Source organism: Peribacillus sp. FSL E2-0159, from assembly GCF_038643155.1.
Lineage (GTDB): Bacteria > Bacillota > Bacilli > Bacillales > DSM-1321 > Peribacillus > Peribacillus simplex.
Map to the genome: position 1 here is coordinate 1,779,977 of NZ_CP152053.1, position 16,539 is coordinate 1,796,515.

At 40.3% G+C, this 16,539-nt stretch carries 15 protein-coding genes and 1 pseudogene; all 16 read left to right on the plus strand.

All coding sequences use genetic code 11. From position 1 onward, the window contains the following. The first annotated feature begins 2 nt into the window (after window positions 1-2). The 16 genes and pseudogenes from NYE63_RS08885 (at window position 3) to NYE63_RS08960 (ending at window position 16,538) form a co-directional block, all read left to right on the plus strand. A complete protein-coding gene (locus NYE63_RS08885; protein WP_342604846.1) occupies window positions 3-1,100 on the plus strand; it encodes a chemotaxis response regulator protein-glutamate methylesterase in 1,098 nt (365 codons plus the stop codon). A gap of 21 nt (window positions 1,101-1,121) precedes the next feature. Beyond that, window positions 1,122-3,164 carry a chemotaxis protein CheA gene (locus NYE63_RS08890; protein ID WP_342604847.1) on the plus strand — a complete coding sequence of 681 codons (2,043 nt, stop codon included), beginning with the start codon at window positions 1,122-1,124 and terminating at the stop codon, window positions 3,162-3,164. A 107-nt stretch (window positions 3,165-3,271) separates the two neighbouring features. Beyond that, window positions 3,272-3,727: a chemotaxis protein CheW gene (locus NYE63_RS08895; RefSeq protein WP_342604848.1), complete on the plus strand. Its 456-nt coding sequence runs from the start codon at window positions 3,272-3,274 to the stop codon at window positions 3,725-3,727. A 22-nt stretch (window positions 3,728-3,749) separates the two neighbouring features. Next, window positions 3,750-4,350 (plus strand): annotated as a pseudogene (locus NYE63_RS08900) (chemotaxis protein CheC). Continuing rightward, the gene (locus tag NYE63_RS08905) at window positions 4,347-4,850 is read left to right on the plus strand and encodes a chemotaxis protein CheD (protein WP_342604849.1); all 504 of its coding nucleotides are present in this window, start codon (window positions 4,347-4,349) and stop codon (window positions 4,848-4,850) included. Before NYE63_RS08900 ends, NYE63_RS08905 begins: the two are co-directional and overlap by 4 nt. A gap of 125 nt (window positions 4,851-4,975) precedes the next feature. Then, window positions 4,976-5,740, plus strand: coding sequence for a FliA/WhiG family RNA polymerase sigma factor (locus NYE63_RS08910; RefSeq protein ID WP_342604850.1), 765 nt, complete (start codon window positions 4,976-4,978; stop codon window positions 5,738-5,740). A gap of 255 nt (window positions 5,741-5,995) precedes the next feature. After that, entirely contained in the window at window positions 5,996-6,634 is a 639-nt protein-coding gene (locus NYE63_RS08915) for a hypothetical protein (RefSeq protein ID WP_342604851.1), read from the plus strand. Between the two features lie 154 nt (window positions 6,635-6,788). After that, a complete protein-coding gene (gene rpsB, locus NYE63_RS08920) occupies window positions 6,789-7,502 on the plus strand; it encodes a 30S ribosomal protein S2 (protein ID WP_034313644.1) in 714 nt (237 codons plus the stop codon). 299 nt (window positions 7,503-7,801) lie between these two features. After that, on the plus strand, window positions 7,802-8,686 hold the full coding sequence (gene tsf, locus NYE63_RS08925; protein WP_342604852.1) for a translation elongation factor Ts: 885 nt from the start codon (window positions 7,802-7,804) through the stop codon (window positions 8,684-8,686). Window positions 8,687-8,811: 125 nt separating this feature from the next. After that, entirely contained in the window at window positions 8,812-9,534 is a 723-nt protein-coding gene (gene pyrH, locus NYE63_RS08930) for a UMP kinase (RefSeq protein ID WP_057913387.1), read from the plus strand. Between the two features lie 3 nt (window positions 9,535-9,537). After that, a complete protein-coding gene (frr, locus tag NYE63_RS08935) occupies window positions 9,538-10,095 on the plus strand; it encodes a ribosome recycling factor (RefSeq protein ID WP_034313637.1) in 558 nt (185 codons plus the stop codon). 398 nt (window positions 10,096-10,493) lie between these two features. Further along, window positions 10,494-11,267 (plus strand): isoprenyl transferase, encoded by a 774-nt coding sequence (locus NYE63_RS08940; RefSeq protein ID WP_342604853.1) that lies wholly within the window; start codon window positions 10,494-10,496, stop codon window positions 11,265-11,267. 25 nt (window positions 11,268-11,292) lie between these two features. After that, window positions 11,293-12,090 carry a phosphatidate cytidylyltransferase gene (locus NYE63_RS08945; protein WP_342604854.1) on the plus strand — a complete coding sequence of 266 codons (798 nt, stop codon included), beginning with the start codon at window positions 11,293-11,295 and terminating at the stop codon, window positions 12,088-12,090. A 43-nt stretch (window positions 12,091-12,133) separates the two neighbouring features. Beyond that, a complete protein-coding gene (dxr, locus tag NYE63_RS08950) occupies window positions 12,134-13,294 on the plus strand; it encodes a 1-deoxy-D-xylulose-5-phosphate reductoisomerase (protein ID WP_342604855.1) in 1,161 nt (386 codons plus the stop codon). Window positions 13,295-13,301: 7 nt separating this feature from the next. Continuing rightward, entirely contained in the window at window positions 13,302-14,570 is a 1,269-nt protein-coding gene (gene rseP, locus NYE63_RS08955) for an RIP metalloprotease RseP (protein WP_063231839.1), read from the plus strand. Window positions 14,571-14,837: 267 nt separating this feature from the next. After that, entirely contained in the window at window positions 14,838-16,538 is a 1,701-nt protein-coding gene (locus NYE63_RS08960) for a proline--tRNA ligase (protein WP_342604856.1), read from the plus strand. The last annotated feature ends 1 nt before the right edge of the window (window position 16,539 follow it).

A 16,539-nucleotide genomic window follows, 5' to 3' on the forward strand; every position in this document is an offset into this window, starting at 1 on the left:
ATATGGGTAAAGTAAAAGTGCTGATAGTGGACGATTCTGCGTTTATGAGAAAGTTGATTTCAGAGTTTTTAGCAGAAGATAGCAGGGTAGAAGTCATCGGGACTGCCAGGAATGGAAAAGATGCCATAGACAAAATAAAGGCTTTAAAACCCGATGTCGTGACTTTGGATGTGGAAATGCCGATTATGGACGGATTGGAAGCATTAAACCTGATCATGAATGAATGTCCAACCGCTGTAGTCATGTTATCAAGCACAACGAAAAAAGGAACGGAAAATACATTTGCCGCCATGAACAGCGGAGCCTTTGACTTTGTGGCTAAACCTTCGGGTGCCATTTCATTGGATTTACATAAAATAAAGAAAGAACTCCATGAAAAAGTTATGGCTGCCAGCAGGGCAAATGTTCACAAACTAGAAAAAAATACGTTAAATATTGAAAGAAGTCAATCCGTTTGGGGAAAATGTAGTAGAATAGATTCAATGAAATCAGTGAAAAACGAAAAAAAACAAACAAAATGGTCCTATGGTCATAAAAAGATAATAGTCATCGGGACATCCACAGGAGGCCCGAGAGCTCTGCAGACCGTCTTGACAGGACTCCCGGAAGAAATTGATGCTCCGATACTCATTGTTCAGCATATGCCTCCCGGTTTCACAAAATCCTTGGCAACACGCCTGAATTCATTATGCAAGATTAAAGTGAAGGAAGCTGAAGAGGGAGAACTGATTCAAAAAGGTGTCGCCTACATCGCACCTGGTGGTTTTCACTTGAAAGTGAGGAAAGTCGGAATGTGCTGGGCAATCCTTTTGGATCAATCCGAATTGCGTAATGGACATCGCCCGTCGGTTGATGTGCTATTTGAATCGGTAAGTGAAATGAATGATTCTGCAAAAATAGCCGTCATCATGACCGGGATGGGGATGGACGGGTCAATGGGGCTTATCAAGCTTAAACAAAATGGGCCATTAAAAGCGATAGCCGAATCACAGGAGACATCAATCGTTTTTGGTATGCCTAAGGCGGCAATCAATACCCAGTCAATAGATAGCATAGAGGATGTAGAAAAAATAGCTAAAGCAATAATAAGCTATTGCTAACACGTGGAGGTGTGAGATTGTATGGATATGAATCGGTATTTAGAGGTATTTATAGAAGAAAGTAAAGAACATCTTCAAACGTGCAGCGAACAGTTGCTGGTACTCGAAAAGAACCCGGAAGACCTCTCGATCGTAAACGAAATCTTTCGTTCCGCCCATACTTTAAAAGGAATGTCGGCAACTATGGGGTATGAGGATCTAGCCAATTTAACTCATAAAATGGAGAATGTGTTGGATGCTATCCGAAACAGTCAAATCGCCCTTTCGCCTGAATTGTTTGACGTGATATTTTTAGCTGTTGATGATTTAGAGGCGATGGTCATGTCCATTGCTGAAGGTGGAGATGGAAAAAGAAATGTGAAGGGGGTTATCCATCAGCTGGAAATGATTGAAAAAGGGGAGTCGCCCATTTCTTCCACCATTGCAGAGATTGCATCAGCTTCTGCCGTCCTTGAAAAGGAGGAAATGACTGCGGGAGAGTACGATGAATTTGAGTGGACAGTACTTCAGCAGTCCAAAGATCAAGGCTTCAACAGCTTCGAAATTTCGATAGGGCTGCGTGAGGACTGTCTTTTAAAAGCTGCCCGGGTGTTTATGGTTTTCGAGGTGCTTGAAAAGTCAGGTGAAGTAATCAAGTCACACCCACCCGTCGAACTTTTGGAAGAAGAGCAATTCGATCAGCAATTTACGGTCACGATGGTAACAACAGAATCGGTTGAAGAGATAAAGAAAAAAATCAAGAAGGTTTCAGAAGTGGATCAAGTTGTTGTAAATGCCCTCGATCTTGAAGGCTTGCGGCATGCACCCAATTCTAAAGAGGATAAAGTTGCTGAAATTCCGGAACAAGAGACAAATAATGCCTTGCTTCCAACTGATAATGATGAAAAGAAAAAACAGGCACCCGTTAAGACGCCATCAACCAAGACCATCCGGGTGAACATTGAGCGGCTTGATATATTAATGAACTTATTCGAGGAACTAGTAATCGATAGAGGCAGACTTGACCAAATTTCTAGTGATTTGGATAATCAAGAATTGCATGAAACAGTAGAAAGAATGTCCCGTATAACAAGTGATTTACAAACAATCGTATTGAATATGCGGATGGTGCCAGTGGAAACTGTATTCAATCGTTTTCCTAAAATGGTTCGTCAATTGGCAAGGGATTTAAACAAGAAAGTCAATTTAGAAATCAACGGTGCAGAAACGGAACTTGATCGTACAGTCATTGATGAAATCGGTGATCCTCTCGTCCATTTATTAAGAAACGCCATGGATCATGGAATTGAAACGTCTGAAGTACGTCTGGCGAATGGAAAGAATGAAGACGGTAAAATCCTGTTAAAAGCATATCACAGCGGCAATCATGTTTTCATTGAAATCGAGGATGACGGTGCAGGCATCAATAAAGATCGAGTCTTGAACAAGGCGCTATCCATTGGGATATTAACTAAGGAAACTGCCGCCACCCTAACGGATAAGCAAATCTATGAACTGATATTCGCTTCTGGTTTCTCAACAGCGGAAACCATTTCAGATGTATCGGGACGCGGTGTAGGGCTGGATGTGGTTAAAAATACTATTGAGTCCCTCGGTGGATCTGTCACGATCGATTCCAAAGAGTATGAAGGATCCATCTTCCTTATTCAACTTCCGCTTACATTGTCTATTATTTCTGTCATGCTGGTTGCAATCCAAAACGAAAAATATGCCATACCGCTTTCTTCCATTATAGAAACAGCAATCATAAAAAAAGCAGATATCATGAATGCCCATAATCAACAAGTTATTGACTTCAGAGGGAAGGTTCTACCGCTTCTGTTCTTGAAAGATATATTTGAAGTGCCTATCAGTCAGGAAGAAGAAGAGTCCCTCTCTGTAGTCATTGTAAGAAAAGGCGATAAATTAGCAGGATTAGTAGTAGATTCATTTATCGGGCAGCTGGAAATCGTTCTGAAATCACTAGGTAATTATTTAACTGGTGCATTTGCAATATCGGGGGCAACGATACTTGGTGATGGTCAAGTTGCTTTAATCATAGATTGCAACACATTGATTCATTGAATGATAGATAAATGGGGCAGGGGAATGGGACGTTGGTTCGAAGGTGTCGATTCAGATTTCGTCAAGACTACACAATCATCATGAGTTTTTTTAAAGGAGGGGAATAGATGTCGGAGGATATGAAAGTAATCGTATTTCAAATTAAGGATAAAGAATATACAATTCCAGTGGATAAGGTTAGTAGTATCGAAAAGCTTCTGCATATTACCAGAGTTCCAAAGGCTGTAAAATTTGTTAAGGGAGTCATAAATTTAAGGGGTGTAATCACTCCAATTATTGATTTACGGGTTCGTTTTGGTTTCGAAGAGGTGGAATACGATGAATCAACAAGGATTATCATCGTCATTTTAGATGATATGAAGGTTGGGTTGATAGTGGACTCTGCCAATGATGTTTTGGATATGCCAGTGGAAAGTATCGAACCTCAGCCTGAAGTTGTGGGACATTTGGCTTCAGAATACATTAGCGGAGTGGCTAAAATTGAAAAGCGACTGCTCGTCCTAATTAATTTGGAGAAGGCCTTAAGTATAGAAATGACTGAAAATATGTTAAGAGAAGGATAATCATATGTCGTTCATCGGGTAAATCAATCCTCTTCGACTCGATATTTTGAAGGAAATCGGTAATATAGGTGCAGGGAACGCAGCAACTGCGCTTTCTACCATCCTTAATAGGAAATTTGATATGAAAGTTCCTAATGTCCGTATCGTTTCCTTTGATGAAATGATGGAAATGGCTGGCGGGGCCGATCACGTCGTTGCCAGCGTTTTCCTTTGAATAGAAGGTGATGCTTCAGGGAGTATGTTTTTTATCCTTTCGCTACCTGTAGCTGAATTCTTAAGATAATTGGTGATGAGGCCATTTTGATAGTTCCGTACCCTATACTGAATTGGCACTCTCTTGCCTTCAGGAATTAGGGAATATTTTATCGGGATCCTTTCTCTCTTCCCTTTCTGAATTCACCCGATTGAATATCTATCCATCCGTTCCATTCTTGAGCATCGATATGGTAGGGGCAACGATCAGTTATGGATTATTGGAATTATCTCAAGTAAGTGACACAGCTATAGTCATTGATACTGTACTTGAAAAAGACCAGCTTTATGCTGACTCCATTAATGGTCATTTCTTTCTATTACCTGATCCCGAATTTTTTGATATCATTTTTTCTGCTTTAGGAGTGTGACTGAATTGTTAAAGGTACAGGTTGTTAAGGTTGGAATAGCGGATATGAATATAATAAAACCTCCTTATACGATTCGTACTACCGGGTTGGGGTCGTGTGTTGGCGTTGTGATTTATGATGAAAAAAAAGAAATTGCTGGTTTGGCCCATATTATGCTGCCTGACTCTTCACTCGCTAAATCGGGACAGAAAAACGTTGCCAAATTTGCAGATACGGCTATAAAGGAATTAGTGCAGATTTTAGTAAAAGAAGGCGCAAGGATGCAATTCCTAAAAGCGAAGTTGGCTGGCGGAGCGCAAATGTTTCAATTTGCCTCCGGAGTGGATTTAATGAGAATAGGACCCCGGAATGTGGAAGCTGTCCGGAAAGAGTTATCTGACTTGCGCATTAGAGTCGTTGCCGAAGATGTTGGCGGGAATAGTGGAAGAACGATTGAATTCAATTTAAATGATTGTTTGCTAAATATACGGACCGTTTCAAAAGGGACTAAAAACATATAGGATCGGATTTGGCTTTTATAAGCCAAAAATATGACAGGTACACTTGCAACCGTATTATTATTGCATTTATGGCTTTAGGGGCCGTTTTGATTACAAATCGTATAACAATGTTAGGAGGATGTCCAATGTCTCATCTGACCATCGAAGAAGAGCAGTTATGTTGGAAAAATTGGGTGGATTGCAGAGATCCGCTAGCCGGGGACATTTTGGTGAAGAAATACATACCACTCGTATCGTATCATGTTCAACGTATTTCAGTAAGTCTTCCTAAAAATGTGAGCCGGGATGATATAAGGAGTTTAGGGATGATGGGGTTATTCGATGCCCTGGAACGTTTTGATACGAAGCGTGACCTGAAGTTTGACACATATGCTTCATTTAGAATTCGTGGTGCTATTTTAGATGGATTAAGAAAAGAGGATTGGCTTCCACGGAGTGCAAGAGATAAAGCCAAGAAAATTGAATCTGCAAAAGAAAAGCTGGAGCAGCAATACATGAGGAACCTTTCGCCAAATGAGATTGCCGTTGAATTGAATATCCCGGAAGATGAAGTATATGCTGCATTAAATGAGAATTTCTTTGCCAATGTACTATCAATGGATGAAAATCCCCAAGAGGACGATAAAGAAAGCGCGAATTTTCATATAAAAGATGAAAAGGCGGATTTACCTGAGGAACATGTATTAAGGGAAGAATTGTATGTGGAATTAGCCAAAGTCATAGAAACCCTTAATGAAAAAGAACAGTTGGTTTTACAGCTTTTTTATAAAGAAGAACTGACATTAACCGAAATCGGACAAGTGATGAGCCTATCTACGTCCCGGATATCCCAGATTCACTCGAAAGCGATATATAAATTAAGAAACACGATGCAAGATCAAAAGATTTAATCATGATATTTTGATTGAAGAGGGCTATGGAGTCTGAGAAGCATAAAGATTGATCGAAGAAACCACTATATGTCAACTTGAAAGAATTCTTACGCGTACCCGCTTCAATAAGTGTTTCGAAATCACAGAATGTTCGAACTGTACTTTGTCAAGAAGAGCATAGAGAAAGTAATCAAGAATAAAACAACAGTGAAAAAAGATCCCCTTCCGTATAAAGGTAACAGGATTGACTATTCCGGTTAATTAGGAGGCAAAATGTCAGCATTTTTTATATTTCTGTTTTTTGTATTAAACATATTCACCATTTTTGCCATCATCGTTTTATATCTTCGTCAAAATCGTTTAAGCAAGATGGAAAAAGACCAAAAAGCCATCATTGGAGAAATGGAACAACTTTTGTCTGGTTATTTAATGGAGATGAAAGAGGACAACGAGACATTGGTAAAGGCATTCACCAATTCGGTGGCGATGAGTCCCGAGCGTGGACAAAAAGGACAAGAACATGGTTCAATCAAAGAAACAAAGGAAGATAAAGAAGTAAAACAAGAACAAAACATGCTGCTAGAGTATAAAGAGGGAAGCCGTGCCGCCGCTAAAAAGCAGGCGATTAACGCCTATAAAATAATGGCTGAAGAAAATGACGCCAATGCATTACCCGTAAAAGTCGAGGACAAATTGGAGCTTTCATCAGCTGCCACTTCCCCACAAAACGAGGGGAAGGCGGCTCGCATGGAATTTCAGGACATGCTGCAGGTTTCTTTGAATGAACAGTCATTACATGAAAAAGTGGATATGTTAGCGGATCAAGGACATTCAGTAGAGGAAATCGCCAAAAAGTTAGGTTGCGGTCAAACGGAGATAGAGCTATTACTAAAGTTTCGCATGAATAGATAAAGATATCTCTTGATTGTGCAGAGTCATTATGATATATTATGAAATGGTGTTAATACACACGCCCCGTGATTCTTGCAGATGGTGCTGTTACGACAGTTTCTGTATGAAAATGATCGGTGCGGAGGAAAAACAAAACCATTTAGGAGGAACTAAAATGTCAGTCATTTCTATGAAACAATTGCTTGAAGCTGGTGTGCATTTCGGACACCAAACACGTCGCTGGAACCCGAAAATGAAGAAGTATATCTTCACTGAGCGTAACGGCATCTACATCATCGACCTTCAAAAAACAGTTAAAAAGGTTGAAGAAGCTTATAACTTCGTGAAAGAACTAGCTGCTAACGGTGGTACTGTTCTTTTCGTCGGAACTAAAAAACAAGCTCAAGAATCTGTTAAAGAGGAAGCTATCCGTTCTGGTATGTACTATGTAAACCAACGTTGGTTAGGTGGAACTTTAACAAACTTTGAAACAATCCAAAAACGTATCGCTCGTCTTAAAGATATCGAGAAAATGGAAGAAAACGGAACTTTCGAAGTACTTCCTAAAAAAGAAGTTATCCAACTTAAAAAAGAATGGGATCGCTTAGAGAAATTCTTAGGCGGTATTAAAGATATGAAGACTCTTCCAGATGCGATCTTCGTTATCGACCCTCGCAAAGAGCGTATTGCTGTTGCGGAAGCACACAAATTACACATTCCACTTGTTGGTATCGTTGATACAAACTGTGATCCGGATGAAATCGATGTAGTTATTCCTGCGAATGACGATGCAATCCGTGCTGTTAAATTATTAACAGGTAAAATGGCAGATGCTATCCTAGAAGCTAAACAAGGCGAAGAAACAGCAACTGAAACAACTACTGCTTAATAAGTAAAAAAGGTTGCTTATTCAGTAAGAAAAAAAGGTGATAAGAGGATAATGCCTTTTATCCCTTTTTTTTGCACTAAATAAACATACATAAAATCACTGTACTTAAAAAGGTATGGGCGATTTTTAAGGGATGAAAATCATCAGCTAGTTTAGTATCGTCAAATTGACTGAAAAAGTGGATGTTTTTTCTGAAATATTGTCAAGGCTCGTTATTTACTATGATGATAACAAGTATTTTTTGGCAATAATGGGTAAAGATTGAATAAACTGCATTTAATTTGAGGAGGATATATATTATGGCAATCACTGCACAATTAGTTAAAGAATTGCGTGAAAAAACTGGTGCCGGTATGATGGACTGTAAAAAGGCACTTGTACAAACAGAAGGCGATATGGAAAAGGCAATCGATTTCCTACGTGAAAAAGGAATTGCAAAAGCTGCTAATAAAGGCGACCGTATTGCTGCTGAAGGTTTAACTTCAATCGTTGTGGAAGGAAACCAAGCGGTTATTCTTGAAGTGAATTCAGAAACTGATTTCGTTGCTAAAAACGAAGGCTTCCAAACTCTTGTTAAAGAATTGGCTGCATTCCTTCTTGCTAACAAACCTGAAAGCGTTGAAGTAGCTCTTGAGCAAACAATGGAAAATGGAGCAAAGGTTGCAGATCATATCAATGCTGCTGTTGCTAAAATCGGGGAAAAATTAACTCTTCGCCGTTTCCAAGTTGTTTCTAAAACAGATAACGACGCATTTGGTGCATACCTTCACATGGGTGGACGCATCAGCGTACTATCAGTTCTTGAAGGTACAACTGACGAAGAGGCAGCTAAAGGCGTTTCAATGCATATCGCTGCAATTAACCCTAAATATATCTCTCGCGACCAAGTAGATGCTAGTGAATTAGAACGCGAACGCGAAGTTCTTACTCAGCAAGCGCTTAATGAAGGAAAACCTGAAAAAATCGTTGCGAAAATGGTTGATGGACGTATCAATAAATTCTACGAAGAAATCTGTGTTAACGAACAAGCTTTCGTTAAGAACCCTGATCAAAAAGTGGGACAATTCGTTGAATCAAAAGGCGGAAAAATCCAATCATTCGTTCGTTATGAAGTAGGGGAAGGTCTTGAAAAACGTCAAGAGAACTTTGCTGAAGAAGTAATGAACCAAGTTAAAAAAGACTAATTGTCAGATAATTAATAATGGGGAACACTCTTGTGTTCCCTATTTTTTGAAATATCATGAATTTTTGGTAGTATTGCAAGAAAGCATGATGAACGAATGAAAAGATTACATAGTTGGAGGTTCTCATGAGTAACGCTAAATATAAACGTGTCGTTCTAAAACTAAGTGGCGAAGCATTAGCCGGTGAAGAAGGATTTGGAATTAACCCTGCAGTAATTAAATCTATTGCTGAACAAGTCAAGGAAGTGGCTGAGCTTGATGTGGAAGTGGCTGTTGTTGTCGGCGGCGGAAACATTTGGCGCGGGAAAATAGGCAGTGAAATGGGCATGGATCGTGCTAATGCCGATTATATGGGTATGCTGGCTACAGTCATGAACTCATTGGCATTACAAGACAGCCTTGATCAGCTTGGAATTGAAACGCGCGTGCAAACTTCCATTGAAATGAGACAAGTCGCAGAACCATACATTAGACGCCGTGCAATCAGACATCTGGAGAAAAAGAGAGTGGTGATTTTTGCAGCTGGTACAGGTAATCCATATTTCTCAACGGATACCACTGCCGCCCTGCGTGCTGCTGAAATTGAAGCTGATGTCATCTTGATGGCGAAGAATAATGTTGATGGAGTCTACAATGCAGATCCGGTTAAGGACAAAAATGCAGTGAAGTATGATGAACTTTCCTATCTTGATGTGATCAAAGAAGGGTTAGAAGTAATGGATTCAACTGCGTCCTCACTATGCATGGACAATGATATTCCATTGATCGTCTTCTCAATCATGGAAAAAGGTAATATTAAACGGGCCGTTTTAGGCGAAACGCTTGGAACTATTGTAAGGGGGAAATAAAAGATGCCGAAACAAGTTATTTCGAATGCGAAAACGAAAATGGAAAAAGCCATTGGAGCGTACACACGTGAATTAGCAAGCATCCGTGCCGGAAGGGCAAACGCCTCATTGCTTGATAGAATCTCGATTGATTATTATGGTTCGCCGACTCCAGTTAATCAGGTGGCTGGTATTTCTGTCCCTGAAGCTAGACTATTAGTAATTCAACCATATGATAAAACGGTATTGGGTGAAATCGAAAAGGCGATTTTGAAATCAGACTTAGGCTTAAATCCTTCTAATGATGGATCGATCATCAGGATAGCCATCCCGGCGTTAACTGAAGAGCGCAGAAAAGAGCTTGTGAAAGTTGTGAAAAAAGAAGCGGAAGAAGCGAAAATAGCTGTCCGCAATGTGCGTCGCGATGCTAATGATGATTTGAAAAAGCTTGAAAAAAGTGGTGAAATCACTGAAGATGATTTACGTGGCTATGCTGATGACATCCAAAAGATGACAGATGGAAATATCACGAAAATCGATGAAATTACAAAAGATAAAGAAAAAGAAATTTTGGAAGTATAATTTTCAATGAAGAATTGATTAAATAAAGAGGGCCGAATCCATACTGGGTCATGTCTTGGTTCTAACATATAGGTGTGCTTAAAGGAGAAAACTGTTATAATAAGGTTTCTCCGATAATGATTACTCCTTGAGTTAGTATGTTGCATGCAAACGTTGGAGGTGGTCCTTTTTTTGCATTTTTCAAGGTAATCATAACCGGTTTTAAAAAAAAGAAGTAATGATTTCTCCCTTTCTAGCTTCTAATGAAGAAATAATTTTCATAATAATAATTTGAGAACCAGTTTTTTTTTGATATTATAATATAGATTCTTTTTAAGCGGCAGAAAGCTTGATATACATAGTGCACGATAACTTTGCCTTTGTAGAGAGATAAGTACAACCTGATGGGGGACTAACATATGTATTCACTTTGGAAGCGTTTCGTTAAAAAAGATGCTTCTTCCGATGTAACAAATAGGATTCAGCATATTAAACAGTTTGATGTTCCTCAGCATATCGCCATCATTATGGATGGGAACGGCCGTTGGGCCAAAAAGCGTGCATTGCCACGTGTGGCGGGTCATCATGAAGGAATGAAAACCGTTCGTAGAATTACGAAAGTTGCCAATAAATTAGGTGTCAAAACTTTGACAGTCTATGCGTTTTCCACTGAAAATTGGAAACGTCCGAAAAGTGAAGTCGACTTTTTGATGAAGCTTCCCCAGGAATTCCTTGGGACATTTTTACCTGAGCTCATTTCCGAAAATGTAAGAGTTGAAACGATTGGGGACTTGTCACTCATTCCGTCACATACTCAAAGTGCCGTTATACGGGCGATGGAAGACACGAAAGACAATGATGGGATGATTCTGAATTTTGCCCTGAACTATGGAAGCCGTGGGGAGATTGTATCTGCAGTGAATAGCATCATTCAAGATGCTAAGAATGGTATAATAAAGGAAAAGGTAACTGAGGAAATGCTATCCAGTTACCTGATGACCAAACATTTGTCGGATCCTGATTTACTGATCCGTACAAGCGGTGAAATCCGATTAAGTAATTTCATGCTATGGCAAGCGGCTTATACTGAGCTGTGGTTTACTGAGGTGCTATGGCCGGATTTTAGTGAAGAGCATTTATTGCAGGCAGTTGAGGAGTATCAAAAGCGTTCACGAAGATTCGGTGGCGTTTAATGTAGAAGGCGAGGAAAATGGAATAATGAAACAACGAATTATTACGGCGGTCGTAGTTGCCGCTATCTTCATTCCACTAGTCATTTTAGGGGGCACTCCCTTTTTACTGACGGTTTATCTGTTAGGGTCAATTGGTTTGTATGAACTGATGAAAATGAAAAAGTTACGTGTACTATCTTTTGAAGCATTTCTTTCTCACATATTATTGTGGGTGCTTTTATTGCCTAATGAGCATACCGCTTTTTTAGCAGAAATAAATTACGATAAAGTTCAAGTCTTCTTAATCGGGGTTTTGCTGCTGTTGCTTTATACAGTCGTTTCAAAAAACCGTTTTACTTTTGATGACGCAGGCTTTCTAGTGATTTCAATCCTATACTTGGGGATAGGGTTCTACTACCTATTTGAAACACGTGACTCTTTGGGGTTGGGGCTGATCTATATCCTGCTTACCCTATTTACGATCTGGGCAACCGATTCCGGAGCTTACTTCATAGGTAAATCATTTGGTAAAAGAAAGCTATGGCCAGAAATAAGTCCAAACAAAACGGTGGAAGGATTTATTGGCGGGTTAATTTCCGCGATGGTAGTGGGTGTTCTATTTTACGCCTTCTCTAGCCTTGACTACACGTTATTACAATTATTATTGATTTCATTAATCATTGGTGTATTCGGCCAATTGGGTGATCTCGTCCAATCGGCGTATAAACGTCATTATGGCGTTAAGGATTCAGGGAAGCTTCTCCCGGGACATGGTGGAATTTTGGACAGGCTTGATAGCGTGATATTCATTTTACCGATTTTGCATTTATTGCATGTTTTATAATATAAATATAGGCAAGCGTTATATGAATTAGGAGATGAACAATTTGAAAAATATCAGCCTTTTGGGCGCGACAGGATCGATTGGTCAACAAACAGCGGATGTAGTTAGGTCCCATCCAGATCAATTCAAGATCGTGGCGCTTTCTGCTGGAAAGAATATAGAATTGGTCAGGACTTATATACAAGAGTTTGAACCGAAACTGGTTTCAGTCCAAACGGAAGAAGATTATCATGTTTTGAAAAGTGAATTCTCCAGCAGCAAAGATATCGAGTTCATGTATGGAGATGAGGGATTGACTGCTGTTGCTGTTTATGGTCAGGCTACGATATTGGTCAATGCAGTCATCGGAAGCGTAGGTCTTTATCCGACACTTCAAGCAATAAAGGCTAAAAAAGATATTGCTATCGCCAACAAGGAGACTTTGGTGACTGCAGGTCATTTGGTCATAAGTGAAGCAAAAAAAGCGGGGGTCAGATTGCTGCCGGTTGACAGTGAGCATTCCGCTATTTTTCAGGCATTGCAAGGTGAAAAGGAAAAAAATATAGAACGTCTTGTCATTACTGCTTCAGGAGGCAGTTTTCGAGATCGGACCAGGGAAGAATTGAAGGATGTAACGGTGGAAGAGGCTCTGAACCATCCGAACTGGTCAATGGGAGCTAAAATCACGATTGATTCAGCATCAATGATGAATAAAGGATTGGAAGTAATTGAGGCTCACTGGCTATTCGATCTTCCCTACGATAAAATTGATGTATTGCTACATAAGGAGAGCATCATCCATTCCATGGTTGAGTTTCATGACTCCAGCGTGATAGCACAACTGGGGACACCGGATATGCGGGTGCCGATACAATATGCACTTACTTATCCAGACCGTATTCCGCTAGAAGGTCGCAATCGACTTAACCTTGCTGAAGCAGGCAAACTGCATTTTAGCGATATGGATTTCACCAGATATCCTTGTTTGCAATTCGCCTATAAAGCAGGTAAAATGGGCGGAACGATGACTACTGTGTTGAATGCCGCCAATGAAGCCGCAGTCTCTGCATTCTTATCTGGAAAGGTAACCTTTCTTGAAATTGAAACGTTAATTGAAAAGGCGCTGAATCAGCATTCCGTCATAGCCCTTCCGGATTTAGAAACGATTCAGGAAGTGGATCATATGACAAGGCAGTATATAGAATCTTTAGTGAAAGATAGGTGACCGGTACATGCAGACTTTAGAAACGATTATAGCGTTCATCATCATTTTTGGCGCTCTTGTATTTTTCCATGAGCTTGGGCACTTAGTGTTTGCAAAGCGTGCAGGAATTTTATGCCGTGAGTTCGCAATCGGTTTCGGGCCAAAAGTATTCACATACAAAAAGAAGGAAACCGTGTATACCATTCGGTTGCTTCCTCTTGGCGGGTATGTGCGCATGGCTGGTGAAGACGCAGAGAATATAGAATTGAAGCCCGGCTATCGAGTGGGATTAATGTTTGATAATGAAGAGAATGTTACAAAAATCATTTTGAACAATAAAGATAAATATCCTGATATTCGCCTTGTAGAAGTTGAAGTGATCGACCTTGATCATAAACTGATCCTTACTGGTTATGAAGAGGGCGAGGAAGATACACTTAAAACGTTTGCCATTCATAAAGAAGCGGTGATCGTTGAAAATGGTGTGGAGAACCAGATTGCTCCGTTTGACCGGCAATTTGCCTCAAAGTCGCTTGGGCATCGTTTCCTAACGATTGTAGCTGGACCGGCAATGAATTTTGTTTTGGCTTTTGTCATTTTTGTGTTGATAGGCCTGTTTCAAGGAGTCGTGGTGGATGAAGCGAAACTTGGTGAGTTGACTCCAGATGGTTCGGCAGTAAATGCCGGTTTAAAATCGGGGGATGTCATTCAATCCATAGAAGGGACGGAAGTCTCCACTTGGGGAGATGTTCAGGAAAGCATTCAAAAGAACCCTGGGCAAGAGATCGAGTTTGTCGTAGACAGGGACGGGAAAACTTTAGAAGTTCCGGTTGTTCCACAAGAAGTGGAGAGGGAAGGGAAGAAAATCGGGATTATCGGTGTTTATCCTCCGGTTGAAAAAGCACCGATTAAAGCAATACAATATGGTTTTACAGAAACGTATTTTTGGACAAAACAAATCTTCATCATCCTTGGTGACCTCGTAACCGGTGGATTTACGATTGACAGTTTATCTGGCCCTGTAGGAATATATAAATCAACTGAGGAAGTAGCGAAACAAGGTTTATTCACGTTAATGAAATGGGCGGGACTGCTCAGCATTAACCTGGGAATCATGAACCTGCTTCCGTTACCGGCATTGGATGGAGGAAGACTGCTATTCTTTGTGGTCGAATTCTTAAGAGGGAAACCAATTGACCGTCAAAAAGAAGGAATGGTCCACTTCATCGGCTTTGCTTTGCTGATGTTATTGATGATTGTCGTTACATGGAATGACATCCAGCGATTCTTCCTGTAAGACATGTTTGGATAATGCAAAACAGGCCAGCAGATTTATCTGTTGGTCGTTTTCTTATCTAAAGGGATTTCCTAGTTTTTTAACCGTTTTGGGGAAATTGTTTGTTTTCTAGGGAAATCGTAAGTATAATCGAGAATGAGTATATTAAATTAGCTTTTCTGAATAACGCGGAAAGTCTTTTTTGTATGAAATGACCGTATTAATGTTGCGGTATGAATTTTACCGTAGCTGCAAGTAATTTAAAGGAAATATTGAAGAGGTGCAGATATGAAACAAAGTATGACGTTGATCCCTACATTGAGGGAAGTGCCTGCAGATGCTGAAATTAAAAGTCATCAACTGCTATTACGTGCAGGATTTATGAGACAAAACTCCAGCGGGGTTTATAGCTTTATGCCGCTTGGAAAAAAGGTGCTTCAAAAGGTTGAGGCGATCGTTCGGGAAGAGATGGAAAATGCTGGCGCGGTAGAACTGTTGATGCCGGCTTTACAACAGGCCGAATTCTGGCAGGAATCTGGACGCTGGTATACCTATGGTCCAGAGTTGATGCGGCTAAAGGATCGCAACAACCGTGAATTTGCGCTTGGTGCCACACATGAAGAAGTGATAACCAGCTTAGTTCGCGATGAGGTGAAATCTTATAAGCGTCTTCCATTAACGGTTTACCAAATCCAAACCAAATTCCGTGATGAAAAAAGACCGCGTTTCGGATTGTTGCGCGGACGTGAGTTCATCATGAAGGATGCTTATTCTTTCCATGCTACTCAAGAAAGCCTGGATGCTGTTTATAAAAATTTATATGCGGCATATTCGAATATATTTAGCCGTTGTGGGTTGAACTTCCGTGCCGTCATTGCCGATTCGGGTGCAATGGGTGGTAAGGATACACATGAATTCATGGTCCTGTCTGAAATAGGGGAAGATACCATCGCATATTCGGATACTTCCGATTATGCAGCTAATATTGAAATGGCACCGGTGAGTGTGAAATATGAAAAAAGCTCCGAAGAACAAATTGCACTTGAAAAAGTTCATACACCAGGTCAAAAATCGATTGAAGAAGTTGCTTCATTCTTGAATACTGATGCAGAGAAACTAATAAAATCGTTATTGTTTAAAGTGGATGAAAAGTATGTGCTTGTTTTGGTACGAGGAGATCATGAAGTAAATGATATCAAGCTGAAGAATTTCTTTAACGCTTCAATTGTTGATTTGGTCGAACCAAATGAGACGAAAGAAGTCTTAGGATGTACAATTGGATCTCTTGGACCAATCAATGTCACTTCTGAAGTGGAAGTGATTGCGGATGCTGCCGTCGAATCCATGGTAAATGGAATTTGTGGTGCAAATGAGGAAGACCACCATTATGTGAACGTAAATCCCGCTCGTGATTTTAACGTGGCCAATTATATAGATCTTCGTTTCATCCAAGAGGGTGACTCATCACCGGACGGAAACGGAAAAATTAAATTTGCCAAAGGTATTGAGGTAGGCCACGTATTCAAATTAGGAACTAAATATTCTGACGCTATGAATGCGACATTCCTAGATGAGAATGGACGGTCGCAGCCTATGATCATGGGCTGTTATGGCATTGGTGTTTCCCGTACACTTGCAGCTGTTGCTGAACAATTCAATGATGAAAAAGGATTGGTCTGGCCAGCTAATTTAGCGCCATACCAAGTCCATTTGATTCCAATCAATATGAAGGATGACGCTCAGGCTGCCCTGGCAGAAGACTTATATAATGATTTAAAGGCACAAGGCATGGAAGTTCTTATGGATGATCGTCAAGAACGTGCGGGCGTAAAATTCGCAGACTCTGACTTGATCGGCCTTCCTGTCAGGGTGACTGTAGGTAAAAAAGCATCCGACGGAATCGTCGAAGTGAAAATCCGTAAAACGGGTGAGGTTCTTGAAATTGAAAGAGCGGAACTAACTCAAAAGCTTCTCGAAATACTGGGATAAT

Excerpts from the sequence above, each read along its gene's own strand:
- NYE63_RS08885 (WP_342604846.1), top strand. The coding sequence starts at position 3 with ATGGGTAAAGTAAAAGTGCTGATAGTGGACGATTCTGCGTTTATGAGA.
- NYE63_RS08890 (WP_342604847.1), top strand. The coding sequence starts at position 1,122 with ATGGATATGAATCGGTATTTAGAGGTATTTATAGAAGAAAGTAAAGAA.
- NYE63_RS08895 (WP_342604848.1), top strand. The coding sequence starts at position 3,272 with ATGTCGGAGGATATGAAAGTAATCGTATTTCAAATTAAGGATAAAGAA.
- NYE63_RS08910 (WP_342604850.1), top strand. The coding sequence starts at position 4,976 with ATGTCTCATCTGACCATCGAAGAAGAGCAGTTATGTTGGAAAAATTGG.
- NYE63_RS08915 (WP_342604851.1), top strand. The coding sequence starts at position 5,996 with ATGTCAGCATTTTTTATATTTCTGTTTTTTGTATTAAACATATTCACC.
- rpsB (WP_034313644.1), top strand. The coding sequence starts at position 6,789 with ATGTCAGTCATTTCTATGAAACAATTGCTTGAAGCTGGTGTGCATTTC.
- tsf (WP_342604852.1), top strand. The coding sequence starts at position 7,802 with ATGGCAATCACTGCACAATTAGTTAAAGAATTGCGTGAAAAAACTGGT.
- pyrH (WP_057913387.1), top strand. The coding sequence starts at position 8,812 with ATGAGTAACGCTAAATATAAACGTGTCGTTCTAAAACTAAGTGGCGAA.
- frr (WP_034313637.1), top strand. The coding sequence starts at position 9,538 with ATGCCGAAACAAGTTATTTCGAATGCGAAAACGAAAATGGAAAAAGCC.
- NYE63_RS08940 (WP_342604853.1), top strand. The coding sequence starts at position 10,494 with ATGTATTCACTTTGGAAGCGTTTCGTTAAAAAAGATGCTTCTTCCGAT.
- NYE63_RS08945 (WP_342604854.1), top strand. The coding sequence starts at position 11,293 with ATGAAACAACGAATTATTACGGCGGTCGTAGTTGCCGCTATCTTCATT.
- rseP (WP_063231839.1), top strand. The coding sequence starts at position 13,302 with ATGCAGACTTTAGAAACGATTATAGCGTTCATCATCATTTTTGGCGCT.
- NYE63_RS08960 (WP_342604856.1), top strand. The coding sequence starts at position 14,838 with ATGAAACAAAGTATGACGTTGATCCCTACATTGAGGGAAGTGCCTGCA.